General features: G+C 61.4%; 21 protein-coding genes and 1 tRNA gene. 16 read left to right on the top strand and 6 right to left on the bottom strand.

Features of this window, described 5'->3' with window-relative positions:
* Positions 1 to 74: 74 nt before the first annotated feature.
* Positions 75 to 575, bottom strand: coding sequence for a hypothetical protein (locus tag MWN76_RS17925; RefSeq protein WP_250463997.1), 501 nt, complete (start codon positions 573 to 575; stop codon positions 75 to 77).
* A gap of 246 nt (positions 576 to 821) precedes the next feature.
* On the opposite strand from MWN76_RS17925, the gene gorA reads away from it, so the two are divergent.
* A complete protein-coding gene (gorA, locus tag MWN76_RS17930; protein WP_250464000.1) occupies positions 822 to 2177 on the top strand; it encodes a glutathione-disulfide reductase in 1356 nt (451 codons plus the stop codon).
* Positions 2178 to 2471: 294 nt separating this feature from the next.
* Positions 2472 to 2699 (top strand): hypothetical protein, encoded by a 228-nt coding sequence (locus MWN76_RS17935; protein ID WP_250464002.1) that lies wholly within the window; start codon positions 2472 to 2474, stop codon positions 2697 to 2699.
* Between the two features lie 70 nt (positions 2700 to 2769).
* Here the strand turns inward: MWN76_RS17935 and hpf are convergent, their stop codons facing one another.
* Positions 2770 to 3129: a ribosome hibernation-promoting factor, HPF/YfiA family gene (hpf, locus tag MWN76_RS17940; RefSeq protein WP_250464004.1), complete on the bottom strand. Its 360-nt coding sequence runs from the start codon at positions 3127 to 3129 to the stop codon at positions 2770 to 2772.
* Between the two features lie 612 nt (positions 3130 to 3741).
* Between hpf and MWN76_RS17945 the strand changes: the two genes are divergently transcribed.
* Positions 3742 to 4587, top strand: a complete 846-nt coding sequence (locus MWN76_RS17945; RefSeq protein WP_250464007.1) for a hypothetical protein — start codon at positions 3742 to 3744, stop codon at positions 4585 to 4587.
* A gap of 70 nt (positions 4588 to 4657) precedes the next feature.
* Here MWN76_RS17945 and thpR read toward each other — a convergent pair whose 3' ends face one another.
* Positions 4658 to 5242, bottom strand: a complete 585-nt coding sequence (gene thpR / locus MWN76_RS17950) for an RNA 2',3'-cyclic phosphodiesterase (protein ID WP_250464009.1) — start codon at positions 5240 to 5242, stop codon at positions 4658 to 4660.
* 144 nt (positions 5243 to 5386) lie between these two features.
* Here thpR and MWN76_RS17955 point away from each other — a divergent pair, with 144 nt between their 5' ends.
* Both MWN76_RS17955 and MWN76_RS17960 read left to right on the top strand, forming a co-directional pair.
* Complete coding sequence (locus MWN76_RS17955; RefSeq protein ID WP_250464011.1) at positions 5387 to 5863, top strand: Hsp20 family protein; 477 nt, start codon at positions 5387 to 5389, stop codon at positions 5861 to 5863.
* A 1-nt stretch (position 5864) separates the two neighbouring features.
* Positions 5865 to 6509, top strand: coding sequence for a class I SAM-dependent methyltransferase (locus MWN76_RS17960; protein ID WP_250464013.1), 645 nt, complete (start codon positions 5865 to 5867; stop codon positions 6507 to 6509).
* A gap of 60 nt (positions 6510 to 6569) precedes the next feature.
* Here MWN76_RS17960 and MWN76_RS17965 read toward each other — a convergent pair whose 3' ends face one another.
* Positions 6570 to 7556, bottom strand: coding sequence for a GlxA family transcriptional regulator (locus MWN76_RS17965; protein WP_250464015.1), 987 nt, complete (start codon positions 7554 to 7556; stop codon positions 6570 to 6572).
* 155 nt (positions 7557 to 7711) lie between these two features.
* Between MWN76_RS17965 and MWN76_RS17970 the strand changes: the two genes are divergently transcribed.
* The 11 genes from MWN76_RS17970 to MWN76_RS18020 all read left to right on the top strand — a co-directional run bounded on the left by MWN76_RS17970 (position 7712) and on the right by MWN76_RS18020 (position 23953).
* On the top strand, positions 7712 to 9568 hold the full coding sequence (locus MWN76_RS17970; RefSeq protein WP_250464017.1) for a beta-ketoacyl synthase: 1857 nt from the start codon (positions 7712 to 7714) through the stop codon (positions 9566 to 9568).
* 238 nt (positions 9569 to 9806) lie between these two features.
* Positions 9807 to 10397: a cupin domain-containing protein gene (locus MWN76_RS17975; protein WP_250464019.1), complete on the top strand. Its 591-nt coding sequence runs from the start codon at positions 9807 to 9809 to the stop codon at positions 10395 to 10397.
* 415 nt (positions 10398 to 10812) lie between these two features.
* A complete protein-coding gene (gene fadB / locus MWN76_RS17980; RefSeq protein WP_250464021.1) occupies positions 10813 to 12972 on the top strand; it encodes a fatty acid oxidation complex subunit alpha FadB in 2160 nt (719 codons plus the stop codon).
* A gap of 112 nt (positions 12973 to 13084) precedes the next feature.
* Positions 13085 to 14260 carry an acetyl-CoA C-acyltransferase FadA gene (gene fadA / locus MWN76_RS17985; RefSeq protein WP_250464023.1) on the top strand — a complete coding sequence of 392 codons (1176 nt, stop codon included), beginning with the start codon at positions 13085 to 13087 and terminating at the stop codon, positions 14258 to 14260.
* Positions 14261 to 14651: 391 nt separating this feature from the next.
* Positions 14652 to 14736, top strand: a tRNA-Leu gene (locus MWN76_RS17990).
* A 193-nt stretch (positions 14737 to 14929) separates the two neighbouring features.
* Entirely contained in the window at positions 14930 to 16243 is a 1314-nt protein-coding gene (tig, locus tag MWN76_RS17995) for a trigger factor (RefSeq protein WP_250464025.1), read from the top strand.
* 211 nt (positions 16244 to 16454) lie between these two features.
* Entirely contained in the window at positions 16455 to 17108 is a 654-nt protein-coding gene (gene clpP, locus MWN76_RS18000) for an ATP-dependent Clp endopeptidase proteolytic subunit ClpP (protein WP_284500691.1), read from the top strand.
* Between the two features lie 173 nt (positions 17109 to 17281).
* Positions 17282 to 18568, top strand: coding sequence for an ATP-dependent Clp protease ATP-binding subunit ClpX (gene clpX, locus MWN76_RS18005; RefSeq protein ID WP_250464027.1), 1287 nt, complete (start codon positions 17282 to 17284; stop codon positions 18566 to 18568).
* 371 nt (positions 18569 to 18939) lie between these two features.
* Positions 18940 to 21345, top strand: a complete 2406-nt coding sequence (gene lon / locus MWN76_RS18010; RefSeq protein WP_250464029.1) for an endopeptidase La — start codon at positions 18940 to 18942, stop codon at positions 21343 to 21345.
* Positions 21346 to 21636: 291 nt separating this feature from the next.
* The gene (locus MWN76_RS18015) at positions 21637 to 21909 is read left to right on the top strand and encodes an HU family DNA-binding protein (RefSeq protein ID WP_193165395.1); all 273 of its coding nucleotides are present in this window, start codon (positions 21637 to 21639) and stop codon (positions 21907 to 21909) included.
* A 160-nt stretch (positions 21910 to 22069) separates the two neighbouring features.
* Positions 22070 to 23953, top strand: coding sequence for a SurA N-terminal domain-containing protein (locus MWN76_RS18020; RefSeq protein WP_250464030.1), 1884 nt, complete (start codon positions 22070 to 22072; stop codon positions 23951 to 23953).
* A gap of 101 nt (positions 23954 to 24054) precedes the next feature.
* Here MWN76_RS18020 and MWN76_RS18025 read toward each other — a convergent pair whose 3' ends face one another.
* Both MWN76_RS18025 and gloB read right to left on the bottom strand, forming a co-directional pair.
* Positions 24055 to 25608 carry a LysM peptidoglycan-binding domain-containing protein gene (locus tag MWN76_RS18025; RefSeq protein ID WP_250464031.1) on the bottom strand — a complete coding sequence of 518 codons (1554 nt, stop codon included), beginning with the start codon at positions 25606 to 25608 and terminating at the stop codon, positions 24055 to 24057.
* A 213-nt stretch (positions 25609 to 25821) separates the two neighbouring features.
* Complete coding sequence (gene gloB, locus MWN76_RS18030) at positions 25822 to 26595, bottom strand: hydroxyacylglutathione hydrolase (protein WP_250464032.1); 774 nt, start codon at positions 26593 to 26595, stop codon at positions 25822 to 25824.
* Between the last annotated feature and the right edge of the window lie 298 nt (positions 26596 to 26893).

Consider the following 26893-nt stretch of genomic DNA (forward strand, 5'->3'; position numbering starts at 1 on the left):
GGGTGGCGAGGCGAGCAGTTGCGGGAACTGATGGGTCGGTACCGGCCCCGGTGGTGGAGCCGGTACCGCAGCGACTACTGGAACTGCTTCTGCATCAGCATATGGGTGTGGTGCTGGTCTACCAGCTCCGCCAGCGTCTGGTAGCGGCGCTTGATAAACGGGGCCGGGTTGTCGTTGCCGGCGCCGTCCGGGTATTCCACACCCTCGCGCACATGCTGCAGCTCAGTGGCGAGTTGGTTCATTGCGGAAAAGATATCCTGGGTAAGCTGTTCGCTATGGAAAATGCTGCCCTGGCTGGTGTCGAGTAGATAGTCGTTGCATTCGCTCAACCAGCTCTCTCGCTGTTCCAGGAAATTGATGGTGTTGCGGATGCCACCCCGGTAGCGGGGGTCAAAGTTTTCGTTGACATAAGTGTCCAGGCTGCGCATGCCGGAGTTGACAAACTGTTCCACCACACTCCGGCAGTATTTGGGAGTCAGGTACGACGGATGGCTTTTGGCATGGCTCAGGCCGCCGGCCAGCATGAGGCAGAGCAGACACAGGAGTCGCTGGAAGGGAGAAGAGAAGAAGTCCATTTTTAGTGGCCCATAATTTGTTGTTTTCGCTAACAGGCTTCTTTTTGTGATAAACATCACAATAAATATCGAAAGCGTCAGTGGATGTCAACGTGTATTAAGTAAAAACTGTCTCAATTGTACCAATTGAGCACTAACAAATTACAGATTACATTAAATTGATTAAAAGAGCGGCGATTTGCGTTCTTTTCCGGGTATCGCCGCTGTGGCGGTATAGAAGTAGTGTGTTGTCAACAGGAGCCTGTTTTGGCCGAATTCGATTTTGACCTGTTTGTGATTGGCGCCGGTTCCGGCGGCGTGCGCGCTGCGCGTATGGCGGCCAACGCGGGTATGCGCGTGGCGGTTGCGGAAGACCGCTATATGGGGGGGACCTGTGTCAACGTCGGTTGTGTTCCCAAGAAGCTGTTTGTCTTTGCCAGTGGTTACCGCGAGGCGTTCGAGGACGCGCGGGCCTATGGCTGGAGTACCGGTGGGCCCGAGTTCGACTGGCCCACGCTGCGCGACAACAACGCCAGTGAGGTGGCCCGCCTGAATGGCATTTACCGCAACCTGTTGGCAAATGCCGGCGTTACGGTTGTCGATGGCCGCGCGCGGCTGGAGGACCCGCACCGGGTGGCGGTCGGCGATCGCAGCTACTCCGCGGAACACATCCTGGTTGCCACGGGCGGCTGGCCGTTTGTGCCGGATATTGCCGGGCGCGAACACGCGATCACATCCAACGAAGTGTTTTCCATGCCCGAGTTCCCGCGGCGCATCCTGGTGGTGGGTGGCGGTTATATCGCGGTGGAGTTTGCCGGCATCTTTGCGGGGCTGGGAGCCGAGACCCACCTGTCCTATCGTCGGGAGTTGTTCCTGCGTGGCTTTGATCGCGATGTGCGCCATTTCACGCGCGACGAAATGGGCAAGAAGGGGGTACAGCTGCACTTCAACCACCGCATCGAGTCAATCGAGAAACGGAATGACGGCAGCCTGCTGGTTCGTGCCGAAGGGGGCGCAACCCTCGCGGTGGATGCAGTGCTCTACGCCACCGGTCGCCGGCCCAACACCCGGGGGTTGGGCCTGGAGGCACTGGGTGTGGTGATGCACCGGGATGGCACCATCTCCGTCGACGACAACTTTCGCACCAATGTCCGCTCGATTTACGCGCTGGGCGATGTTACCGGTGAGCCGCAGCTGACGCCGGTGGCGCTGGCCGAGGCGATGGCACTGGTAAAACACCTGCAGACCGGGGAGCCGACGCGGATCGACTACAACAATATCCCCACGGCCGTCTTCTGCCAGCCGAATATCGGCACTGTGGGGCTGTCGGAAGAAGAGGCCCGCGACTCGGGGATCGCGGTCACCATCTACAAGGCGGACTTCAAGCCCATGCGCCATTCTGTGAGCGGCCGCGACGAGCGCACGCTGATGAAGCTTGTGGTGGACTCTTCCGATGACAGGGTGATCGGTGCCCATATGGTCGGACCCGAGGCGGGAGAGATCATCCAGGGAATCGCCGTGGCGATAAAGGCGGGGGCTACCAAGGCGGTATTTGACCAGACTGTCGGTATTCACCCGACCTCCGCCGAGGAGTTCGTCACCATGCGCACGCCGGTGGGCTGAAGTACTGTTTTCGGGGTTTCGGTCCCGGCGCTGCGGGAACGCATAGCCGTGGGCACAAAAAAGGCGATGCCACGGCATCGCCTTACTGCTAGCCCGGATATTTCACCAGGCCGCTTAGTATTTAGCGTAATTCTATGTCTTCGTTAATGTTTTCGGGGATCTCCCCCGGGGGCAGATTGTCACCGGCCAACGCTGGCCACGCCTTCGCTTGATCTCTGCACGCTCAGCACATTTTTGCGGCTAATACGTGCAATAAGCATGCATGTACGCCGCACAAATCCTACAGGATAGGATTTGGACGCCCACCAGGGCGCCCGCAGGGTGAAAAACAAGGATGTTTTTCATCCAAAACGCACTGAGCGCACAGATCTCGGCGCGATCATCGTGGCCCCTGATGAAATATCCGGGCTAGTGGGCCGCTCGCAAAGTCAGGTAACAGTTCGCTTCGCCAAATCGTCCAGCTCTGCGTTGAGAAAGCTTGAAATAACGCTGCTATTCCAGCGCTTTCTTGCCTTGACCTGAACGATTTGGCTGTGCTCCTTTGTTACTGTTACCGAACTTTACAAGCGGCCCGTTAGTGTATTTTGTCGTTCTATTCCTCTACCACCACTGCGGCGGCGGACAGCCCCTGGTGCCGTTTGGCCTTGCGCCGCTCGCTGCGCTCCTTCAGGCAGCGCTCGGCTGACTCGAAGGCGCTGTTGACCGCGCGGTGGATGGATTCGTTTTCGTTGCTGATGGTCACGGGGCTGCCGCTCAGCGCGAGTTCGACCGAAGCCTTGTATTGCTTGCCTTTGGTTTTGTGCTGGTGAGGGGCTTCGAGAACAACGCGACTTCGGATGATGTCGCCACAATAACGTTCCAGTTTATGCAGTTTTCTCGATACGGTGTCAGCCAGGGCGGCCGATTTATCGATGTCCCGGAACACGATGTTATCGTTGGGCGCAGATTTCATGGGCAAATACCTCCGGTTAAAAGGAACCTTGCAGGCCGCGTTTGCGGTTTGCTGAAAAGAAGGTAGGGCGCCCTATGGGGAGTGCCGCGTTCGACAGTGGTACCGGAGGCGAGGTCGCAACGAGTGTTTGCTGATTGAACAGCGCTGGGTGTTTTACGCCCGCTCCGGAAAGCCGCTGAGTCCAGCGATCTTCTCCCTAGTACCCATAATGCTTCCGTGCCAAAAAAAATCAAGCGCTGTGAAGGCAAAATGTCACAAAAAGTTCGCGCTACTGTAGCCGGTGTGACATAGGGCGCTATCCCCCGGCGCCGTCCGCCGATGGAACACAACCGCCTGCCGAACGGTCATTGCCCGCGGGGCGGTCGCTGCGTAGAATTAGCCCACAGCGCAATGGGACGACTGTACAAAAAGTGATCCCCGCGCACTTTTCCTATGGATTCAAAAAAACCGGGTAATAGGTTCTTTGCTATGGCGGTAACGCGGTACTGCTCGCTGTTTCTGGCGGGCCTTTTAATGATTGGGGGCGCGGGCGCTGCTACGGCGCAGACACAGGCGACTCTGGCGGCGGAGAAGAATCGGCTGGCGCGGATGGAGCAGTCGCAGGAAAACCGCATGGTTCAGATCGAGGATATCGAAAACGAGATCCTGTCCTACGACTACAAGATCACTCGCGCGGAGAAGTCTCTCGAGGAGGCCCGCCAACACTACGAGGAGAGCCGCAGCGAGCTGGAGCGGGCCGAGAGTGCGCACCAGCAGAAGGGCAACTCCGATACCGAGCGGGAGCTCCACAAGGCCAGGCACGGCTTCAAGATGGCGGAGCGCGGTGTCGACAGCCGCACACGCCGGGTGGAGTTTATTCGCGAGAACTACGGTGAATTGCAGGCCGACCTGAACAAGGCCAGGGATGCCGTCGCCCGCGGCGAGCAGCGCATCTCCGAGCAGGAGCTGAAGATCGAGAAGATGGTCAACACCATGCTGGCCCGGGCCGATGCGGCCAAGCGGCAGGCCTCGGCCAAGAAAGCCGCCGCCCCGGTGGGCAAGCCGGAAGTGCCAGCCCCCTCTGTCGCAGCGGTGGAGCCGCAGAAGCCGGAAGCCGCCGCCGAGCCGGAGCGGGAGATCGACCCGGAACTGCTGGAATACGTCAGGGGCGAGAAGGACCGGCTGGCGAAGCTGCTGGCCGGCGGAGAGGAGGGCAAGCACACCTTCCGCACACTGGACCTGGAGCCGTCGCGCGGCGAGTCGATCCCGTTCGAATTCCTGGGACACAACCAGTACCGTCTGGTGGCGCCGGTGGAATCGGGGCGCCAGACCTACGAGATCAACACCTGGAAGTTCCGCCGCACCATTCCGTCCGACGACGATGGTGTGCGCTACGTGTTCATCTTCGACGGCCGGCGCCTGTCGCGACCGCGCCTGGTGATGTATCCGGAGTATGTGCTGGATTACCTGAAGGACTGATTGGTAAAACGGATTGAGGGGCCCGCTTCGAGCGGGCCTTTTTGTATCAGCAGTAGCGCCACGCGGCTGGTCAGGTAGCCGCCAGCGGCGTCTCATACAGCGGCAGGTACTGGCTGCCACCCGCTGCCAGATGGCTCTGGTAGAGGGCGATGTTGTCGAGCCGCAGCACGAAGTCTGTCGCCAGCGGTTCGAAACCCGCAAATCCACCCCTGGTGCGGGCCAGGGTGATGTGTGGCCGGTAGGTGGCGCTCTCGGGTTTCATGCCGAGATCGATCATCAACCGGCGGCAGGCCCCGTGGAGCCGGTCGAGATCCGGATTGGGGAGCATCTCGGCAGCCAGCAGTCGCGAGCGCCGCTGTGGGAACGGCTGCAATGCCACGATCCGCGCCTCGCACGGGGGCTGTTGCGCGGCGATCTGCTGTAGCCGGTCCTCTATCCGGGCAGTCTGACCGTCGGGAGTCTCGCCGAGGAATGCCAGTGTCAGGTGCCGGTTGCCATGGCTGGTCCAGCGGGTGTCCCCGAACCGGTCGGTCCGCCACCGTTGCCTGCAGTGATTGGCCAGCTCATCCAGGAACTGCTGGGTGCGGGCATCCGGGCGCACGCCGATAAACAGGCGCGAAAATCCCGGTGGTATTTTCCTTCGATCCTGCCGCATAAATTTTTTCCTGTTTCTCTTGAATCCCTTCGCCGCGCCCCTATTTAACCGTTGTGGGTGGCAGGCTCAAGCGAGGTGCCCCCGATCGACGCCCGGTCTGTGGACGGGCGAATTTCAATATTGCTCTGAATTGAGGATATGACAATGCGTAACGTAGATTTTTCCCCCCTGTACCGCTCCGCCATCGGTTTTGATCGCATGGCCAGCCTGCTGGATGCGATGACCGCCAGCGAGCAGAAGCAGCCTTCCTATCCGCCCTATGATATCGAGCTGACCGGTGACGACAGTTACCGTATTACCATGGCGGTGGCCGGCTTCGAGGAATCCGAACTCGATATCCAGCTCGAGCAAAACCGCCTGACGGTCGCCGGCAACAAGGCGGAAGAGAGAGCCGAGTCGAAATATCTGCATCGCGGTATCGCCGCGCGCAATTTCGAGCGCCGCTTCCAGCTTGCCGATCACGTCAAGGTGACCGATGCCAAGCTCGCCAACGGCCTGCTGCATATTGAATTGGTGCGCGAAATTCCCGAGGCGATGAAGCCGCGCAAGATTGAAATCAGCAGCGGCAGCCTGCTGCAACACGGCGCCGCGGAGCGAAAATCCGACACCGCAGCGGCCTGATTTGGCCGGTCCGTGTCCCCTGTGCCGCCAGCCGGTGGCACAGCTGTATCATCGCGATAAATTTCGCAGTTACTACCAGTGCGCCGGGTGCGCACTGGTTTTCGTGCCCGCTGAATATCACCTTTCCCCGGCCGATGAGCGGGCTTACTACGAACTGCACGAGAATTCCCTCGAAGACCCGGGGTACGGCCGGTTTCTCAGCCGCTGTGCAACTCCCCTGCTGAAAGCGTTAAAGCCCCACAGTCAGGGACTGGATTTTGGCTGTGGCCCCGCGCCGCTGTTGGCGAAAATGCTCGCCGGGGCCGGACACCGGGTCGAGCTCTACGACACCTTCTTCCTGCGCAATGTGGATGCAATGCAGCGGGATTACGATTTTGTCGTCGCCACCGAGGTGGTCGAGCACCTGGCCGATCCGGCTGCGGAACTGGAGAGGCTCTGGGCGCGGCTGCGCCCCGGTGGGCTGATGGCGCTGATGACCAAGCTGGTGATCTCGCGCGAGCGCTTTGCCAGTTGGCACTATATCCGCGATCCCACCCACATCTGTTTTTTCAGCGAGCGGACTTTCCGCTGGCTTGCCGGGCGCTTCCCCGCACAGTTGCAGTTCGCCGACAGCGATGTGATTTTCCTGCGCAAGACGTGTACGTAGGGTGTACCGCGCGCACCATTGAACAGTGCGCACGGTAGACCCTGCCGGAGCCCCGGTCTGTCAGGTATTCACCCGGAACAATTTTGCCCGCACGGTAGTGCGGTACTCGCTGGGTGTGGTGGACAGGAATTTCTTGAACAGTGCGGTGAAGTGCCCCATGTCCTGGTAACCGACCTTCTCGGCAATTTCATTGACGGACAGGTTGCTGGACTGCAGCAGTTCACGCGCCGTGTCCACGCGCACATTCTGCAGGTATTGCAGCGGCGTCTGTCCGGTGGCGAGTTTGAAACGCCGGTTGAAGGAGCGCACGCTCATGTCGAAACACGCCGCCACTTCGCTCAGGCGCACCTCCTCGCTGCAGTGCTCCTTCAGCCAGGTCTGGGCCTGGACGATCTCTTCGTCCGGGTGCAGGTGCACGGCGCCCTCGGAGTAGGCGATTTCCTCGAACGGCCGGCGGATTTCGTGGGAGAAGTTGCGTTCCACATGGCTGGCCACGGCCGGGTCGTAGAGCTGGCGGATCAGGTGCACGGTGACATCCGCCAGGGCGTTGACGCTGGCGGCGCAGAACAGCTTGTCGGCCTGGGTGATGAAATACTGCCGCTTCAGTTTCACCTTCGGATAATCGGACGCGAAGCGGTCGAAATAGTGCCAGTGGGTGGTGGCCGGTTTGCCGTCCAGCAGTCCGGCGGCGGCCAGGAAGCAGACCCCGGTGCCCACGGCGCTGATGGCCGCGCCGGCGTCCGCCTGGCGTCGCAGCCAGTCGAGCAGGGCGCCACTGCGCCTGAGCGCCGGGCGGGGATTGCGCCACAGCGCGGGGATATAGACGATATCGCTGTCCGGAGCCTCCGCCAGCGCCACATCCGGGGGGAAGGCGAAACCGGAGCGGGTGCTGACCGGTTCGCCGTCGAGGCTGGCGGTCAGCAGCCGGATGCGGGACTTCTCGCCCTGTACGCGCGCGCGGCTCTCGGCGCCGCGCAGCATTTCCAGTGGCAACACGGTGCCGGTTGCCAGCATCTGATCAATCAGGAGAAATGTGACTGTTCGCATTACTTCTTCAGCACTTCTTCAGCGCACACTGGCGCAATTGGCCAAAAACTCAATTTTGCTGGCCAGTATGCCCATAACCCGGCCGAATCGCCACCCCCTACACTGACCTTCCCTTGGAAATTGTTACTTGAGCAGCGTTTTTGCTGGAGGTCAGGATGCAGCGCCTTCCCGTTATCACCGCTTTCGGCGGCTTCAACCCCGCCGGACGGAGTTCCTTCCACCGCGGTTACCGCCGCCTGGTGCTGGACAAGCTGGGGGCTGCCGAGCGCGCCGATACCCTGTCGGACCTGGCGGCCCTGATGGGCCTGCGCAAGGGTGAGGATGCCGGCGGCCCGCTGGATCCGGCGTTGGAGCAGCAGGTGTTGAACGGGACCCTGGTGCGGGAGCTGGAGAAGCGTTTCTACGACTACCGCAAGTGTCATTTTCACCAGTCGGCAGAGCTCAGCAGTGGCGATGGCTTCACCTTCGAGATGTCCGCGCGACAGCTGCCGGAGCCGCTGCCGGCGGACTGGCGGGTGGAGTCCCTCGGCGATGGCCGGGTGCGTGTCCGCTGCGATGGCCTGTCGGTGATGCTGGACAGCTACCGGGAGATCCCGGTGGCCTCTGCGGGGCAGCTGCCCACCGGTTTCGAGCCCGGCGACGAATACAACTCCCGCTTCCATCCCCGCGGCCTGCAGCTGGCCATTCTCGGCGCTTCCGACGCGGTGCGGTCGCTGGGTATCGACTGGCAGACCGTGGCGGCCGCGGCCGGCCCCGACAGGATTTCCGTCTACGCCAGCTCCGCCATGAGCCAGCTGGACCCCTACGGCAACGGCGGCCTGCTGCAGTCGCGCCTGCGCGGCAACCGCGTCAGTTCGAAGCAGCTGGCCCTGGGCCTGACCAGTATGCCGGCCGATTTCGTCAACGCCTATGTGCTCGGCAGTGTCGGCACCACCGGCGCCGTGGCCGGCGCCTGTGCGACCTATCTCTACAACCTGCGCGCCGCGGTCGAGGATATCCGCAGCGGACGCGCCCGCGTGGCCGTCGTCGGCGCCGCCGAGGCGCCGCTGGTGCCGGAAGTGGTGGATGGTTACGCCACCATGGGCGCGCTGGCCAACCTTGACGGCCTGCGCAAGGTGTTCTCCGGTGAGATCGATTTCCGCCGCGCCAGCCGGCCATTCGGGGAAAACTGCGGTTTTACTCTCGGAGAGGGCAGCCAGTGGGCGATCCTGATGGACGATGCGCTGGCACTGGAGCTGGGCGCGCCCATCCATGGCGCGGTGGCCAATGTGTTCGTCAACGCCGATGGCACCAAGAAGTCCATTTCCGCCCCCGGGCCGGGCAACTACCTGACGGTGGCGCGAGCGCTTTCCGAAACCCGCGCCATTGTCGGCGACGAGAGCCTGCGCCGGCGCAGTTTCGTACAGGCCCACGGCTCCAGTACACCGCAGAACCGGGTCACCGAGTCGGCCATCTTCGATCGGCTGGCGGCCACTTTCGGTATCGAAAGCTGGCCTGTGTGCGCGGTCAAGGCCTACCTGGGGCACACCGTGGGTGCCGCCAGCGGCGACCAGCTGATCACCAGCCTGGGCATGTTCGAGCGCGGCATCCTGCCCGGTGTCACCACCGTCGACCGTATCGCCGATGACGTCCATCACGAGCACCTGGATATCGCCCTGCAGCACACCGAGCGGGAGCCGGAATCCCTGGATGTGGCGTTCCTGAACTCCAAGGGCTTCGGCGGCAATAACGCCACCGCCAGTGTGCTGGCACCGCACCTGGTGCGGCGCATGCTGGCGAAGCGTCACGGGGAAAAGGCACTCACCGGGCACAGCCGGCGCAACGAGGAGGTGAGTGCAAGGGCGGCCGCCTATGACCAGCGCGCCAGCCGCGGGGATCTCGACGCCATCTACCGCTTCGGCGAGGGGCTCGTGGATGAGAGTGCCATCGAGATGTCCGCCGAGCAGGTGACCCTGCCGGGTATTTCGCCGGTGACACTGTCCGGCGAAAACCCGTTCGACGATATGGTCTGATCTCCGCTGCCGAGTGGCCAGCGGTGTGGAATCTGGGGCAAACTGGTGGCCCATGCGGAAAGTTGTGTAACAGTTCGCTGCGCCAAAGCGTCCAGCTCTGCGTTGGGAAAGCTTGAAATAGAACCACTATTCCTGCGCTTCCCCGCCTTGATCTGAACGCTTTGGCTGTGCTCCTTTGTTACCAAACTCTCCGCATGGACCACTTGGGTCATACATCACTGGTCGCTGTTAAAACAACATGGCAAATATGGAATCGGTGCTGCAGTCGCCGGAAGCGGGAAACAACGACGACGTGGGTGCGCGCCTGAAAGTGGTCCGCAAGATGCACGGCTGGTCCCAGCGCGAGCTGGCCAAGCGCGCCGGCGTCACCAACGCCACCATTTCGCTGATCGAACAGGGCCGCGTCAGTCCGTCCGTCGGCTCGCTGAAAAAGGTGCTCGATGGCATCCCGATGTCGTTGGCGGAGTTTTTTACGCTGCGGTTCGACGACAAGTCACAGGTGTTTTTCCGCGCCGACGAAATGCCCAATGTCGGCACCGGCCCTATCCAGTACCGCCTGCTCGGCGCCTCCAACAGCCGGCGGGACATGTCGATTCTCCACGAAACCTATCCGCCGGGGGAGGACACCGGGCCGGACCTGCTCAGCCACGAGGGCGAGGAGGGCGGTATCGTCATCTCGGGCCAGCTCGAGGTCACTGTCGGTGGCGAGGTCGCTGTGCTCGGTCCCGGGGATGGTTACTATTTCAGCAGCCGCCGTCCGCACCGCTTCCGCAATCCCGGCGATACGGACTGTGTTCTCGTCAGTGCAAACTCCCCGCCCAGCGTCTGAACGGATCGCCGGTCGGGACACTCTGTACAGATATAGGCAGATAAAAGCAGAGCCGCGCCACGCGGCTTAATAGTGCCCGCCGCTGCATATAGACTTGCTGCCACACCCGGACTTTCTTGCCGGTGGTGAAATAGTGAACTCCCGCGTCACTGCAGCCATCCAATTTGTAAGAAATGGTATTCAAACAAACGTTTGAATCTGGCTATACTACGGCTGGCTGACCACAATGGGTCTACGCGTCACCGCCCTGCGGAGGCGTGTACGCCCGGTCACGGCAACAGGTTCGCCGGGTGCGGACCTGGCCGACTACCGAGCCACAGGGCGGCGACTGCGCGCGCGCGGACCGCGACTGGATGTGGCGAGATAAACCCGACCCCGGGCTGTGTCTCAAGCCCCGAATACAAGAGGTCATTCAATGTTATTTAGTGGCAAAGCGCTATCGGTGCAGATGCTGGACAACGGCATCGCCGAGCTCAAGTTCGATCTGCAAGGCGAGTCCGTCAACAAGTTCAACCGCCAGACGGTTTCCGAGTTTTCCCAGGCGCTGGACGCGATCGAAAAAGCGGACGGCCTTAAGGGTGTGTTGCTGACCAGTGGCAAGGACGTATTTATCGTCGGCGCGGACATTACCGAATTCGGCGGCGCTTTCTCGGCCGGTCCCGAGGGTATTTCCGAGCTGATGAACAAGAACAATGAAAACATCAGCCGTCTGGAGGACCTGCCGGTACCGAGTGTGGCGGCGATCAACGGCTATGCGCTGGGCGGTGGCTTTGAGGTCTGCCTGGGCTGTGACTACCGGGTGATGGGCGACAGGGCCAAAGTGGGCCTGCCGGAAGTCAAGCTGGGCCTGATCCCCGGCTGGGGTGGCACCGTGCGCCTGCCGCGTATTGTCGGCGTCGATGTGGCGGCCGAGTGGATTGCCGCCGGCAAAGAGCAGAAGCCGGACGCCGCGCTGACCGCCCATGCGGTGGATACGGTCGTGCCTACCGATGAGCTGAAGAATGCGGCGCTGAAACTGCTGGGTCGTGCCATCGACGGCGACCTGGACTACAAGGCGCGCCGCGAGATCAAGAAATCCCCGATCCCGCTGAACGACACCGAAGCCCTGATGGCTTTCTTCACCACCAAGATGTTTGTCGGCCAACAGGCGGGTAAAAACTACCCGTCCCCGGTCGCTGCAGTGACCTCTATCGAACAGGGTTACAAGTTGGAGCGCGATGAAGCGCTGAAGATCGAGCAGCAGCAGTTTATCGAATGCGCCCAGACCGGCACCGCCAAGTCCCTGGTGGGCCTGTTCCTGAACGACCAGAAAATCGGCAAGGTCGCCAAGAACTGGGAGAAGAAGGCCGACAAGAAGATCGAGCGCGCTGCGGTGCTGGGTGCCGGTATCATGGGTGGCGGTATCGCCTATCAGTCCGCCTACAAGGGCACCCCCATCAAGATGAAGGATATCGACCAGAAGGGCATCGACCTGGGCTTGAAAGAGGCCGGCAAGCTGTTGTCCAAAATGGTCGATCGCGGCCGCATGACACCGGAAAAAATGGCCGAAGTACTGAACCGCATCGAACCGACCCTGAGCTACGAGGGCTTTGACGATGTGGATGTGGTCGTTGAGGCCGTGGTTGAAAACCCCAAGGTCAAAAATGCCGTGCTGACCGAGGTGGAAGGCAAGGTGAGCGACGATACCGTGATCGCGTCCAATACCTCCACCATCTCCATTGATTCCCTGGCCGGTCCGCTGAAGCGTCCGGAAAATTTCCTCGGTATGCACTTCTTCAACCCGGTGCACAAAATGCCACTGGTGGAAGTCATCCGGGGTGAGAAAACCTCCGAAAACGCCATTGCGCGCGTCGTGGCCTTCGCCAACAAAATGGGCAAGAAAGCCATCGTTGTGCGCGACTGCCCCGGTTTCCTCGTCAACCGCGTGCTCTTCCCGTACTTCGCCGGCTTCTCCATGCTGGTGCGCGACGGCGCCGACTTCCAGGAAGTGGACAAGGTCATGGAGCGCTGGGGCTGGCCGATGGGCCCGGCGTACCTGATGGACGTGGTGGGTATCGACACCGGTGTTCACGCCGAGAAAGTCATGGCCGAGGGCTTCCCGGAGCGTATGGGTAAATCCTTCAAGGCGGCCTCTGACATCATGTATGAGGCCGAGCGCTACGGCCAGAAGAACGACAAGGGCTTCTACAACTACGAAGAGGACAAGAAAGGCAGGCCGAAGAAAGTGGCTACCGATGAGTCCTACGAGCTGTTGAAACCGCATGTCGCCGAGCGCAAGGAATTCGACAAGACCGAAATTATCGAGCGCATGATGGTGCCCATGGCCACCGAACTGGCGCGCTGCCTGGAAGAGGGCATCGTCGAGTCCCCGGCCGAGGCCGATATGGCACTGATCTACGGCATCGGTTTTCCGCCATTCCGCGGCGGCATCTTCGCCTGGCTCGACAGCATGGGCATGAAGACTTTCGTCGAGATTGCCGACAAGTACGCCGACCTGGGCGAGCTCTACAAGCCGACCGAGCGTATGCGCGAAATGGCCGAGAAAGGCGAGACCTACTACCAGGCCGCCGACTGAAGCGAAATATTGTTGTGGGAGCCCGGATACCCCGCCGGGAGAAATCGCCTGCAGAGCTTACCCCGGACCTGATCCGGGGGCGGGTTCCCGCAGCGAGTGAGGAGAAATTGTAATGAGTTTGAATCCCAGAGATGCAGTGATCGTCGACTATGCGCGTACCGCCATGGGCCGTTCCAAGAACGGCGTCTATCGCAATGTCCGCGCCGACGACATGTCCGCCGAGCTGCTGAAGAAATTCCTGCAGCGTAACGAAAAACTGGATCCGGCCGAAATCGACGACCTGATCTGGGGCTGTGTCATGCAGCGCGACGAGCAGGGCTTCAATGTGGCGCGCATGATCGTGCTGCGTGCCGGCCTGCCACACACCATTCCGGCGCAGACCGTGAACCGCCTGTGCGGTTCCTCCATGTCCTCCCTGCACACGGCCGCGGCCAGCATCCAGGCCGGCCTGGGTGACGTCTATGTGGTCGGTGGGGTCGAGCATATGGGGCACCTGAACATGATGGAGCACGTCAGCCCCAACCCGATGCTGGGTCGCTATATGGCCAAGGCCGCCGGTTCCATGGGCATGACTGCCGAATACCTGGCGATGATGCACGGTATCCAGCGCCAGCAGATGGACGAGTTCGGTGCCCGCTCCCACCAGCGCGCGGCCGCGGCCACCAAAGAGGGCAAGTTCAACCGGGAAATCATCGCCATCGAAGGCCACGACGATGACGGCGTGCCTTTCCTTGTGGAAACCGACCAGACCATCCGCCCGGATACCACGGTGGAAGGGCTGGCACAGCTGAAACCGGCCTTCGACCCGAAGAACGGCCAGGTGACCGCCGGGACCTCCTCGCAGATCACCGACGGCGCCTCCGTGATGCTGGTGATGTCCGCCGAGCGCGCCAAGGCCCTGGGCCTGGAACCGATCGCCAAGGTGCGCGATATGGCGCTGGCGGGCGTGGATCCGTCCATCATGGGTTACGGCCCCGTGCCGTCCACCCGGAAGGCCCTGAAGCGCGCCGGCCTGACCATCGGTGATATCGACAAGGTGGAGCTGAACGAGGCCTTCGCCGCACAGGCGCTGCCGGTGCTGAAGGACCTGGAGCTGCTCGACCAGATGGATGCCAAGGTCAATCTCTATGGCGGCGCCATCGCCCTGGGCCACCCCTTCGGCTGCTCCGGCGTGCGCATTACCGGCACCCTGCTGTCAGTTATGCAGAACGAGGGCGGTGACCTGGGTATCTCGACCATGTGTATCGGTCTGGGGCAGGGGATTACTACGATCCTCGAACGGGTCTAGGCTGGTTTCGGGACTCGGGACTCGGGACTCGGGACTCGGGACTCGGGACTCGGGACTCGGGACGAGGGCGCCTTTCGGGGCGCCCTTTGTCGTTGGGAGGGGAGGCGGAGAACAACTCCGTAGTCTGATGCGAAGGCCCTGCTGCCGGGAGCTATTTGCGGGACCTTATGAGACAGGGATGTCGATTAGAGCCTACATGGATGTATTCACGGCGTGTCCCGCAAATAGCTCCCGGCAGCAGGGTCGCCCGGTACCTGTCTTACTGCCCGGTGCCGGGTTTTGTTGAAGCGCTTATGCGGCTGTGGCACAATCTGCTGCCCTCGTCGCGGGGGTCCGGTGTTTTTGCGTTAAATTGCAGGAATATCAAGGAGTTAGCGCCGAGGACGATTCCGGGGACGTGGTGGAATTGGTAGACACGCCAGATTTAGGTTCTGGTGCCGCAAGGTGTGGGAGTTCAAGTCTCCCCGTCCCCACCAATCGAGTATTCGCGCAGTCCGCACGCTTGCCTCCAGGGGCAGGTGCGGGCTGCTTGTATTTGGCGTCGGTCGGGAATTGCTCTGCAGTTCCGCTGTAAATGCCATGCGAGGCGGTCGGCCGGCTGAGTTCCGGGGCCCCTGTAAAGTTGGTGCCGCGGCGCCGATAGAAAGAGAGAGTCTCACGAGGATTAACATGCAGGTTTCCATCGAAACAACTTCCGGCCTGGAGCGTCGTTTAACGGTTAATTTGCCGGCTGAAACCGTCGACAAAGAAGTTGACAAGCGTCTCCAGCAGGCGGCCAAGACCGTCCGTATGAACGGTTTCCGCAAGGGCAAGGTGCCGCTGAAAGTTGTGCGCCAGCGCTACGGTGCCGGTGTGCGCCAGGAAGTACTGGGCGAAGTGATGAGCCGCTCTTTCTACGAGGCGGTGCAGAAGGAAGACGTCAAGCCGGCTGGCCAGCCGAGCATCGAGGTGGTCAAGAGCGAGCCCGGTGAAAACCTGGAGTACGTGGCCAGCTTCGAAGTCTATCCGGAAGTGGAACTGAAAGACCTGTCCGAAGTCAGTGTCGAGCGCCCGGTGGCCGAAGTGACCGACAAAGACGTCGACAACATGATCGAAGTCCTGCGCAAGCAGCAGTCCGGCTGGAAAGAGACCAAGCGCAAGGCGCAGAAGGGTGACCGCGTAACCATCGACTTCGTCGGCCGCAAGGACGGCGAGGAGTTCGAAGGCGGCAAGGCGGAAGGCCAGCAGCTGGAGCTGGGCTCCGGCCAGATGATCCCCGGTTTCGAAGATGGCATCCTGGGCATGAAGCCGGGTGAGGAAAAAGACATCGAAGTCACCTTCCCGGAAGATTACCAGGCGGAAGACCTGCGCGGCGCGGAAGTGACCTTCAATATCAAGGTAACCGCTTCCGAGAAACCGGAGCTGCCGGCGCTCGACGAAGAGTTCTTCAAGGCCTATGGCGTCGAAGAGGGCGGCGAAGAGAAATTCCGCGAAGAGGTGCGCAACAACATGGGCCGCGAGCTGAAAAACGCGGCCCTGAACAAGGTCAAGACCCAGGTCATGGACCAGCTGTTCGAGAAGCACGAAGTGGAATTGCCCGCTTCACTGGTCGCCGGTGAAGTGAAGACCCTGCGCGGCCAGATGGTGCAGCAGTTCGGCGGCCAGATCAAAGCCGAGGATGCGGAAAAAATGCTGCCGGACACCATGTTTGAAGACCAGGCCAAGCGCCGTGTCGTGCTGGGCCTGGTTGTCGGCGAGATCGTCAAGGAGAACAAGATCTCCGTCGATGCCGATCGCGTCAAGGCCAAGGTGGAAGAACTCGCCTCCACTTACCAGCAGCCGGAGGAAGTGGTCGAGTACTACTACAGCAACCGCGAGCTGCTGTCCGGCGTCGAGTCCGTTGTGCTGGAAGACCAGGTCGTCGATTTTGTGCTGGACAAGGCCAAAGTCGAAGAGGTGCAGAGCAGCTACGACGACGTGATCAAGCCGCAGCAGCAGGGCTGATCATTCCAGTGCGGTGCCGGTGGTTTTGCGCTGCCGGCCCTGGAGATTGGCGACTGGGACTGTCAGTCGCCGATCCTTTCCCCTCCTTTTCCGCTGGCTGGCTTTCTCGCGCCTGACCGGTTAAGCTCAGAAAGACTAAATTTTCAGTCCCCGGCAGGTTGCAGGGCGGGCTGGCTCGCCTGATACGCCACATAAGGAAGCTACGGTATTTATGGCACGATTTGACTATTCCTCCGAAAGGCCCCAGTCCTCAATCGATCCCTCGGCCACCGGCCTGGTGCCCATGGTAGTGGAGCAGACCGCGCGTGGCGAACGCTCCTTCGACATCTATTCCCGCCTGCTCAAGGAGCGGGTGATCTTCCTGGTGGGCCCGGTTGAAGACCAGATGGCCAACCTGGTGGTGGCGCAATTGCTGTTCCTCGAGGCGGAAAACCCGGACAAGGATATCCACTTGTATATCAACTCGCCCGGGGGCTCCGTTACCGCCGGCATGTCGATTTACGACACCATGCAGTTTATCAAGCCCGATGTGAGTACCATGTGCATCGGCCAGGCCTGCAGCATGGGCGCTTTCCTGCTGACTTCCGGCGCCGAGGGCAAGCGTTTCGCAACCCCGAACTCGCGTGTGATGATCCACCAGCCCAGCGGCGGCGCCCAGGGGCAGGCCAGCGATATCCATATCCACGCCCAGGAAATCCTCAAGATCCGCCAGCGCCTGAACGAATTGATGGCCCACCATACCGGCCGCAGCGTGCAGGATATAGAGCGGGATACCGAGCGGGATCACTTCCTGAGCGCCGACGAGGCCCGCGAGTACGGCCTGGTCGACGACGTACTCTCCCACCGCCAGGCGATGAACAAGTAGTGAACCGACCGGGCCTCCAGCGGCCCGGTGCGGTTGCAGCCCGGTGTTCGCGGGGCCCCGACGGGGCCTCTGTGGCACAAAGGGCTTGAAAAACCCGCCGAAAGACAGCATCTTGCTATAGAACGTATGAGTAACGCCGGGCCACGGCTGGCTGCAGACCACGGAGTATTTTGATGACCGACCAGAGCAGCGGAGAAGACAACGGCAAACTGCTGTACTGTTCTTTCTGTGGAAAGAGTCAGCAGGAGGTGCGCAAACTGATCGCCGGACCGTCTGTCTTCATCTGTGACGAGTGCGTCGAGCTGTGCACCGATATCATTCGCGAAGAGGTGCAGGAGAGCTCTGACGGCCCCGAGGGTCGACTGCCCACCCCGCGCGAAATCACCGAGATTCTCGACCAGTATGTCATCGGTCAGGAGCGGGCCAAGCGCGTGCTGGCGGTAGCGGTGTACAACCACTACAAACGGCTGCGCAGCAAGTCCGGAGTCAAGGGCAAGGACGAGGTCGAGCTCAGCAAGTCCAATATCCTGTTGGTGGGCCCCACCGGCAGCGGTAAGACCCTGCTGGCAGAGACCCTCGCGCGCCTGCTGAACGTGCCTTTCACCATTGCCGATGCCACCACCCTCACCGAGGCCGGTTACGTCGGTGAGGACGTGGAAAATATTATCCAGAAGTTGTTGCAGAAGTGCGACTACGACGTCGAGAAGGCCCAGCAGGGCATTGTCTATATCGACGAGATCGACAAGATTTCCCGCAAGTCCGACAACCCGTCCATTACCCGCGACGTGTCCGGCGAGGGTGTGCAGCAGGCCCTGCTGAAGCTGATCGAGGGCACAGTCGCCTCGGTGCCGCCCCAGGGCGGACGCAAGCATCCGCAGCAGGAGTTCCTGCAGGTGGATACCGGCAACATCCTGTTTATCTGTGGCGGTGCCTTTGCCGGCCTGGACAAGGTTATTCGCGACCGTTCCGAGAAGGGTGGTATCGGCTTCAGCGCCGAGGTCAAGTCGAAGGACAGCAACAGCAACTTCGGCGAGATACTGCTGGATCTGGAGCCGGAGGACCTGGTGCGCTACGGCCTGATTCCCGAGTTCGTCGGCCGCCTGCCGGTGACCGCGACCCTGGAAGAGCTCGATCGCGCGGCCCTGGTCGAGATCCTCACCGAGCCGCGCAATGCCCTGACCAAGCAGTACGCCAAGCTGTTTGAGATGGAGGATGTGGAGCTAGACTTCCGCCCGGACGCGCTCGATGCGGTGGCGGACAAGGCCATGGAGCGCAAGACTGGCGCCCGGGGCCTGCGTTCCATTATGGAATCCGTCCTGCTGGAGACCATGTACGACATCCCGTCTAGCGACAATGTTGCCAAAGTCGTAATCGACGAGGCGGTCATCAAAGGCGAGTCGGCACCTCTGCTGGTGTACGAAACCAACGAGACCCCGTCCAAGGCCGCACCGGAAGAGTGATTCCGGTCGCCGGCAGAAGAGCCCCTTCCCGGGGCTTTTCTGTATTCCGGTGATGTTCACCGCCTGTCCCGCACCCCGCCCGCCACAGGCCCCGACGGCGCCCTCTTGGAGCGCAGTTGATGGTCAATTTTTGGGGCGTATTTCTCAACGAATACGTAGTCTCCCGGCGCCCTGGAGTAAGGCCGGATGGCGGTTGCGGCAAAACCGTTTTTTACGGTCGGCACCAATTCACCGTTAGATTAGACTTGTATTCCGCTGTCCCGCCCCCCATCTTCTAGCTCAGATGGGCGCCAGCCGGGCTGCGGAACGTGTCTGCAGTGTGTAATGCCGCGCCAATACAGTACCCCAGTGATCGGGCCGAGAGGAGTTCTATGGATCAGCCATCCGACACCAAACTTGAATTTCCGTTGTTGCCGCTGCGCGATGTCGTGGTCTATCCGCATATGGTGATCCCGCTGTTCGTCGGCCGGGAGAAGTCCATCGACGCGCTCGAAGAGGCAATGCGCGACGACAAGCAGGTTCTGCTGGTGGCGCAACGCCAGGCTTCGGAGGATGATCCGGGCGCGGAGGATATCTACCGCGTCGGCACCGTGGCCAGTGTGTTGCAGCTGCTCAAGCTGCCCGACGGCACAGTGAAGGTGCTGGTCGAGGGCAGTCGCCGGGTCAATATCGCCAATGTGACCGAGGGTGACGGCCACTATCGCGCCACGGTGGAGCCGCTGGAGACCGAGGAGCTGCCCGAAGCCGAGGCGGAGGCACTGGTGCGTTCGGCAATGACACAGTTCGAGCAGTATGTCTCCGTCAGCAAGAAGGTGCCCAATGAGGTGATCACCTCGCTGTCGGGGATCGACGAGCCCGGTCGCCTGGCGGACACCATCGCCGCACACATGTCGCTGGAGTTGCCGCAGAAACAGGAACTGCTAGAAACCACCAGTGTAAAGGAGCGCCTGGAGCACCTGCTGGGCCTGATGGATTCGGAGATCGACCTGATCCAGGTCGAGAAGCGCATCCGTGGCCGTGTGAAAAAGCAGATGGAAAAGAGCCAGCGCGAGTACTACCTGAATGAGCAGATGAAGGCCATCCAGAAGGAACTCGGCGAGATCACCGAAGAGCCGAACGAGATCGAGGAGCTCGAGAAGAAGATTGCCGAGTCCGGCATGAGCGCGGAAGCGGAAAAGAAAACCCGCGCAGAGCTGGCCAAACTGAAGATGATGTCGCCGATGTCCGCCGAGGCCTCGGTGCTGCGCAGCTATATCGACTGGATGTTGAGCGTGCCCTGGAAGAAGGCCAGCCGCGTCCGCCACGACCTGAAAAAGGCCGAGGAGATCCTGGAGAAGGATCACTACGGTCTCAAGGAAGTGAAAGAACGTATTCTCGAATACCTGGCAGTGCAGAAGCGGGTCAAGAAAGTGAAGGGGCCCATCCTCTGCCTGGTGGGACCGCCCGGCGTTGGTAAAACCTCCCTCGGCCAGTCCGTTGCCCGCGCCACCAACCGCAAATATGTGCGCATGGCGCTAGGCGGCGTGCGTGACGAAGCCGAAATCCGCGGCCACCGCCGCACCTATATCGGTTCGCTGCCGGGCAAACTGATCCAGAAAATCTCCAAGGTCGGTGTGAAAAACCCGCTGTTCCTGCTCGACGAAGTGGACAAAATGGGTATGGATCACCGCGGCGACCCCGCCTCGGCGCTGCTGGAAGTACTGGATCCGGAACAGAACAAGACATTCAATGACCACTACCTGGAAGTGGACTACGACCTGTCCGACACGATGTTTGTGTGCACGTCCAACTCGATGAATATTCCCGGCCCATTGCTGGACCGGATGGAAGTGATCCGCCTGCCCGGTTATACCGAGGACGAAAAGGTCAATATCGCGCAGCGCTACCTGGTACCCAAACAGCGCAAGGCCAACGGCTTGAAGGACGACGAGCTGTCACTGTCGGACGAAACCGTGCGCGATATTGTCCGCTACTACACCCGCGAAGCCGGCGTGCGCGGCCTGGACCGCGAGATTGCCAAGATCTGCCGCAAGGTGGTGACCGAGCATGTGCGCGAATCCACGACCGTGAAGGCGACCATTGCGCCGGAACAGCTGGACGACCTGCTGGGTGTGCGCAAGTTCGATTTCGGTCGCGCCGAAGAGGAGAACAAGATCGGCCAGGTTACCGGCCTGGCCTGGACCGAGGTGGGCGGCGAGCTGCTCAGCATCGAGTCCTCCGCCGTTCCCGGCAAGGGGCGGGTCATCAAGACCGGCTCCCTGGGTGACGTGATGCAGGAGTCCATCCAGGCGGCGCTCACCGTCGTGCGCGCCCGCGCCCAGTCGCTGGGTATTGCTCCGGATTTCCACGAGACTCGTGACATCCATATCCACGTGCCGGAAGGCGCCACGCCCAAGGACGGTCCCTCCGCGGGTATCGCCATGTGCACCGCCCTGGCCTCCGTACTGACCGGCATCCCGGTGCGCTCCGATGTGGCGATGACTGGCGAAATCACCCTGCGCGGCGAGGTGTTGCGTATCGGTGGCCTGAAGGAGAAGCTGCTCGCGGCCCACCGCGGTGGCATCCAGACGGTATTGATTCCGGCCGATAACGAGCGGGACCTGAAGGACATCCCGGAGAATATTCTCCAGGATCTGGTGATCAAGCCTGTCAAATGGATCGACCAGGTCCTCGAACTGGCGCTGGAGCACAAGCCGCAATCCCTGACCGACGAGGAGTATTCGGCTCTCCAGAAGCAGGCGGAGGAGCGCTCGCAGCGTTCCATGCGCACCCACTGAGCCGGCGGCGCGCTGCGCGGGCCTGCGCCCCGCCCGGCGACGCCATGCCCCGTTATTATCCGCAACGGCTAAAAAATAATCTGCCGATGGATAAAACCGGGCACAAACTTGTCCAACTGCCCGGAAACCCCCGTGGTTCCTTGACCCACTACCGGGCAGTTGGTATAAAACGTGCCTTATTGGCCGGCGCATATTTTGTCGGTGACCAAAGGCTCGAATGCAAAGCAAGTAAGAAGGTAAGCCCGACCGGGATACCTGAAACATACCTAGAAAAGAACAGAGGGATTAAGCGTGAACAAGTCCGAACTGATTGAAGCGATTGCCGCATCTGCAGACATTCCGAAAGCAGCCGCAGGCCGTGCTCTGGACGCGATGGTAGACAGCATCACTGGTGCCCTGAAAAAAGGCGATCAGGTTGCACTGGTAGGCTTCGGCACTTTTGCCGTTAAAGAGCGCGCAGCCCGCACTGGCCGCAACCCGCGTACCGGCGACCCGATTGAAATCGCAGCGGCAAAAATCCCGAATTTCAAGGCCGGTAAAGCGCTGAAAGACGCAGTCAACTAAGAAGCCTCGAATACAGCCGAAGCTTCAAAGAGGCGTATCTCCCGATGCGCCTTTTTTGTATCTGATCACTGTTTGAATTCAATAATAGGGCGCCCTCAGGAATCGATGCCACAGGCAGTGGATTTTTGGGTTGCCACAAGAGTTAATTTCGGAGCTGAGCATGCTTCAGTCCATGCGAGACAACCTCAAAGGCACCGCGGCGATCATCGTTGCGGCGTTTTTCGGTTTCATTATGGTCATCGGGGGGATCGACTTTTTCTCCGGCGCCAGCGGCGGTTCCGCCGACGAAGTGGCGGAAGTCAACGGCGTGAAAATCAGTAACCTCGATTTGCAACGCGCTATCCAGAATCGCCGCAACATGATCATGAATCAGTACGGCGAAAATGTGCCCCAGGATCTGCTCAGCGATGAAAAGCTGCGCGGACCGGTGTTGCAGCAACTGATTTCCAGCTCGGTCATGCGCCAGGCTGCGAAGGACAGTGGAATGGTCATGAGCGCCGCCGAGGTCGACAGGGAAATCGTGCAGATTCCCGGTTTCCAGGTGAATGAAAAATTCGACCCGCAGATGTACCGCGACGCGCTGCGCCGGATGGGCTACAGCCCGGCCAGTTTCCGCGAGGTGATGGAGCGGGACCTGGTGTTACAGCAGTATGCGGATGGTGTGACCGAGAGCGCATTTACCACCCGCGCCGATGCCGAACAGCTGGTGGCGATTTCCATGGAGGAACGCGACTTCGACTACGCCGTTCTGCCGGTGGCGGACCTGCTCGAGCAGGTTTCCGTCAGCGACGATGAGGTCGAGACCTATTACGGCGAGCACCAGGGTGACTTCCAGCGTCCGGAGCAGGTGGCCATCGAGTATATCGAACTGAAACCGGAGCTGTTCGCCTCGAATATCGATGTTTCCGAACAGGATGTTCGCGCCCAGTACGAACAGGAAGTGGCAAATTTCGCAGCCAGCGAGCGCCGCCACGCAGCGCATATCCTGATCGAGGGCGATGACGAAGCCAAAGTGGCCGAGGTGCAGCAGAAACTGGATGCCGGGGAAGATTTTGCCGAGCTGGCAAAAACCTACTCCGACGATGTGGTCTCCAGCGAGGAGGGCGGTGATGTCGGTTTTACCGGCGGCGATGTGTTCCCGGAGGCGTTCGAGAATGCGCTGGCATCCCTCGAGGTCGGCCAGGTGTCCGGCCCGGTAACCACCGATGCCGGTACCCACTTTATCAAGTTGCTGGAAGTGAAGGGCGACGAGCCGCCGGCTTTTGAGGAGCGTAAGATGGCCATCACCGCCCAGTTGCAGAACGCCGAGGCCGAGCGCGAATTCGTCGGTGCCCTGAGTCGCCTGGCGGATCTCGCCTACAACGCCGAGACGTTGGCCGGGCCGGCCGAGGAGCTGGGTGTACCGGTGGAGTCCACTCCGCTGTTCAGCCGCGAGGGTGGCCCGGGCGTCGCTGCCAACGACAAGGTGGTTGCCGCGGCCTTTGCCCCGGAAGTGATGCTGGATGGCAATACCTCCAATGTTCTGGACCTGAGCAATGACCACTCGGTGGTATTGCGGGTGACCGAGCACAAGCCCGCCGGTGTCTATCCGCTGGAGGAAGTGCGCGAACAGATTGTCGACAGCATCAAGCGGGACAAGGCCAGTGCCCAGCTCGCCGAACGCGCCGATTCACTGCAGGAGCAGCTCCAGGCGGGTGCCGATTTTGCCGAGCTGGCCGAGTCCGAGGGCCTGACGCTGGAGACCAGTGACAAGACCCGCCGCGGCGGCTTCGGCCAGCGCGGCGAGATCATCGAGCAGGCGTTTGAAATGCCGGCACCGGCGTCCGGCAGTGCCGTGAAGACCTTCGCCACCAGCGGTGGAGATCGGGTGGTGCTGGCCCTGCGCGATGCGCGCCCGGGCGAGCTGTCCCGCCAGAGCCCCGAACAGCGCCGCGCACTGATGCAGCAGCTGGCGTCGGCCAGCGGCAGTGCCGAACTGGCGGCAGTACAGGAATACCTGTCCAGCCGTGCGGATGTCGAGATCGCCGAGACGGACAGTCAGTGAGCGTCGGGCCGGCCGGAAGGCCGGCGGCCCTACCCATAAAAAAAGCCCGCATTTGCGGGCTTTTTTATGGGCGGTTGTTCGGGTGCGACTCGCGCTCCGGTTCAACCGCTGGTTGCAGAATCGACAAACAGCGTCAGTCGCTGTCCAGGCTGCAGGTAGCTGGACTTGCTGATCTTGTTCCAGCGCAGGATATCGCCGATATCCAGGCTGAATTTTCTCGCGATGCGGTACAGGGAGTCGCCGCTGCGCACGCGGTAGGAAAGCTTGCGGGTGGTGCGGCTGTTGCCGCCGCCGGAGGCGTAGGCGACCAGCTTGTGGCCCGGGCGCAGGGTGTCGCCGGGCGCCATGCTGTTCCAGCGGGCCAGCTGGCGCACGCTGACGCCCAGCGTGCGCGAGATCTCCCAGAGGGTATCGCCGGGGCGCACGGTATAATCGGTTCTGCGGCCACTGCCGGAGGCCTGGCCGCGTTTTACCCGCTGGTCCAGCGCGTAGGCATATTCCCCAGAGGGGCCGGAAGCGCTCGGGATCAGCAGTGTCTGGCCGGCGCGAATGTTATTGTTGCGCAACTTGTTGGTATCGCGGATGGCTGCCACCGTGGTCTCGTAGCGGCGGGCGATGGTGGACAGGGTGTCGCCGCGGGCGATTCTGTAGCGCTGCCAGGAAACCCGCTGGTCCCTGGGCAGTTTTGCCAGCGCGGCGATGAAGGTATCGCGTTTGTCCCGCGGGATCAGCAGGTCGTGGTCGCCGTTGGGATCGGTGGCCCAGCGGTTGAAGCCGGGGTTCAGCAGGTAGAGTTCCTCGGTTTCGATATCGGCCAATTCCGCCGCCTGGGCCAGGTCGATCTGGCTGCCCACATCCACTTCGGCATAGTAGGGTGCGTTGGGAATTTCGTGCAGCGGCACATGGTAGTAGTCCGGCCGCGAGACCACCTCGGCCAGTGCCAGCAACTGCGGCACATAGCGCTCGGTCTCCCGCGGCAGGTCCAGGTCCCAGAAGCTGGTGCCCCGGCCGCGGCGCTGGTTGCGCTCGACCGCGCGTCGAACCCGGCCCTCGCCGGCATTGTAAGCGGCCAGTGCCAGTTCCCAGTCGCCGTCAAAATGCTCCGACAGGTAGGTGAAGTACTTGATTGCCGCGCGGGTGGATTCGTCCACGTCGCGGCGGCCGTCGTACCACCAGTTCTGGTGCAGCCCGAAGTGGCGGCCGGTGGCGGGAATGAACTGCCACATGCCGGAGGCGCGGGCGTGGGAATAGGCGAACGGGTCGTAGGCGCTCTCCACGATCGGCAGCAGCGCCAGCTCCAGTGGCAGGTTGGCCTCTTCCAGCAACTCCGCTACGTGGAAGATATAGCGCCGCGAGCGTTCGGTAACCCGCGCCATATAACTTTCATTGCGGGAAAAGTAGGTGATGTAGTCCTCGACCTTGGGGTGGTTGGTATGGCGGTCGAGCCGGAAACCGCGGCGCAGGCGTTCCCAGATGTCCGTTGGTGGCAGGGCTTTTTCCGCCGGGCTCCGGACTGGATTGGCGGTGATGTCGGCCGCCAGGGCCCTGGAGGGCTCGGCGCTGGTGTCCTGCGGTGCCGCCGGCCTGTCGGCCATTTGCGCGCAGCCCCCCACCGCCGCTGCCAGTAGCGCAACGGCAAATTTTTTATGAACCATGCTGGTGTCCGCGAGTCGTTGTTCTGATTTACGGGTTCTGGGCACCACTTTGGAGTCGTACCTGAACTTTTCGTTGTAATTGTCTGATTCTAAAGAGGTGGATAAGTTTCGGTCAATGACACCTGGATGGAATTTAGGCAAAAAGTCGGCGTATTCCCCCGCTTGGCGGTAGTTGTTTTTTTGTTCGCTGGGTGTTGTGATAGGGAGAGCTGGTTAAAAATTGTCCTTCCAGCGGCGCAGGCTTGCAAACACTTCCACCTCGTCGGAATTCTCCTTGCCCGCGCACTCGGCCGCGCGGCGGGCCACCGCGGGGACATGACAGCGCAGAAAGGGATTGGTGGCCAGTTCCTCGCCGACGGTCGATGGCAAACTGGGGCGATTGTCGGCGCGCAGGGCCTCCACCTCGGCGATGCGGTTGTGCACGGCGTTATTCCCGGGCTCGGCTGCGGCGGCGAACTTGAGGTTGGCCAGGGTGTATTCATGGGCGCAGTAGACACGGGTTTCCGGCGGCAGGGCGCTGAGTTTGCCCAGGGACGCATACATCTGCGCCGGGGTGCCCTCGAACAGGCGACCGCAGCCGGCGGCAAACAGGGTGTCGCCACAGAACAGGTGGATGTGGGCGCCGCTGCCCTCCGCCGGTTCGCGCAGCAGCAGTGCCAGGTGGTCCAGGGTGTGGCCGGGCACGTCGATCACCTCCGTCGGCATTCCCAGCACGCTGAGGCTGTCGCCGGCGGCGATGGGATGGGTTACGCCATCGATACTGCCGGGGCCATAGACCGGGCAGTCATAGCGTTTGCACAGCGCCGCGATACCGCCGGTGTGATCCGCGTGGTGATGGGTGATCAGGATTCCGTCGAGAGGCTTCCCGTCCAGCGCCTCGACAACCGGCGCCGCATCGCCGGGATCTACCACCCAGTGTTCGCCGCCGCGTTGCAGATGCCAGATATAGTTGTCATTGAAGGCGGGAATAGGGGAGATTGTGAGCATTTTCCAGACCCGGTAAAGTGTACTGTCCCATTGCAAGCGCAGTTGCCCACCGGCTGCGGCAGCCGCTGGATACCCGGTGCATTTACGCAGGCACAGGGCCGTTGCGTCAAGACAATTCAGCGCCGCAAACGGACCCCCGACAATCTGTCCGCCGGGAGTCCTCCAGACCGCAATTGCGTTTAGTATTGGGTCGGACCCTACCATAGGGTAACGGTGGGTTGTTGCGGCACTGCCAGTGTTGCCGGCAATAGCCCGGCAAGCCTCTTTTTCATGGACGACCAGTCGCGCGGGAGACAAT

It is taken from the genome of Microbulbifer litoralis, assembly GCF_023634065.1.
GTDB lineage: Bacteria > Pseudomonadota > Gammaproteobacteria > Pseudomonadales > Cellvibrionaceae > Microbulbifer > Microbulbifer litoralis.

Bases quoted from the DNA above. Each gene is read 5' to 3' on its own strand.
- MWN76_RS17925 (WP_250463997.1), bottom strand. From the start codon at position 575: ATGGACTTCTTCTCTTCTCCCTTCCAGCGACTCCTGTGTCTGCTCTGC.
- hpf (WP_250464004.1), bottom strand. From the start codon at position 3,129: ATGAAATCTGCGCCCAACGATAACATCGTGTTCCGGGACATCGATAAA.
- MWN76_RS17945 (WP_250464007.1), top strand. From the start codon at position 3,742: ATGGTTCAGATCGAGGATATCGAAAACGAGATCCTGTCCTACGACTAC.
- thpR (WP_250464009.1), bottom strand. From the start codon at position 5,242: ATGCGGCAGGATCGAAGGAAAATACCACCGGGATTTTCGCGCCTGTTT.
- MWN76_RS17955 (WP_250464011.1), top strand. From the start codon at position 5,387: ATGCGTAACGTAGATTTTTCCCCCCTGTACCGCTCCGCCATCGGTTTT.
- MWN76_RS17965 (WP_250464015.1), bottom strand. From the start codon at position 7,556: ATGCGAACAGTCACATTTCTCCTGATTGATCAGATGCTGGCAACCGGC.
- MWN76_RS17970 (WP_250464017.1), top strand. From the start codon at position 7,712: ATGCAGCGCCTTCCCGTTATCACCGCTTTCGGCGGCTTCAACCCCGCC.
- MWN76_RS17975 (WP_250464019.1), top strand. From the start codon at position 9,807: ATGGCAAATATGGAATCGGTGCTGCAGTCGCCGGAAGCGGGAAACAAC.
- fadB (WP_250464021.1), top strand. From the start codon at position 10,813: ATGTTATTTAGTGGCAAAGCGCTATCGGTGCAGATGCTGGACAACGGC.
- fadA (WP_250464023.1), top strand. From the start codon at position 13,085: ATGAGTTTGAATCCCAGAGATGCAGTGATCGTCGACTATGCGCGTACC.
- tig (WP_250464025.1), top strand. From the start codon at position 14,930: ATGCAGGTTTCCATCGAAACAACTTCCGGCCTGGAGCGTCGTTTAACG.
- clpP (WP_284500691.1), top strand. From the start codon at position 16,455: ATGGCACGATTTGACTATTCCTCCGAAAGGCCCCAGTCCTCAATCGAT.
- clpX (WP_250464027.1), top strand. From the start codon at position 17,282: ATGACCGACCAGAGCAGCGGAGAAGACAACGGCAAACTGCTGTACTGT.
- lon (WP_250464029.1), top strand. From the start codon at position 18,940: ATGGATCAGCCATCCGACACCAAACTTGAATTTCCGTTGTTGCCGCTG.
- MWN76_RS18020 (WP_250464030.1), top strand. From the start codon at position 22,070: ATGCTTCAGTCCATGCGAGACAACCTCAAAGGCACCGCGGCGATCATC.
- MWN76_RS18025 (WP_250464031.1), bottom strand. From the start codon at position 25,608: ATGGTTCATAAAAAATTTGCCGTTGCGCTACTGGCAGCGGCGGTGGGG.
- gloB (WP_250464032.1), bottom strand. From the start codon at position 26,595: ATGCTCACAATCTCCCCTATTCCCGCCTTCAATGACAACTATATCTGG.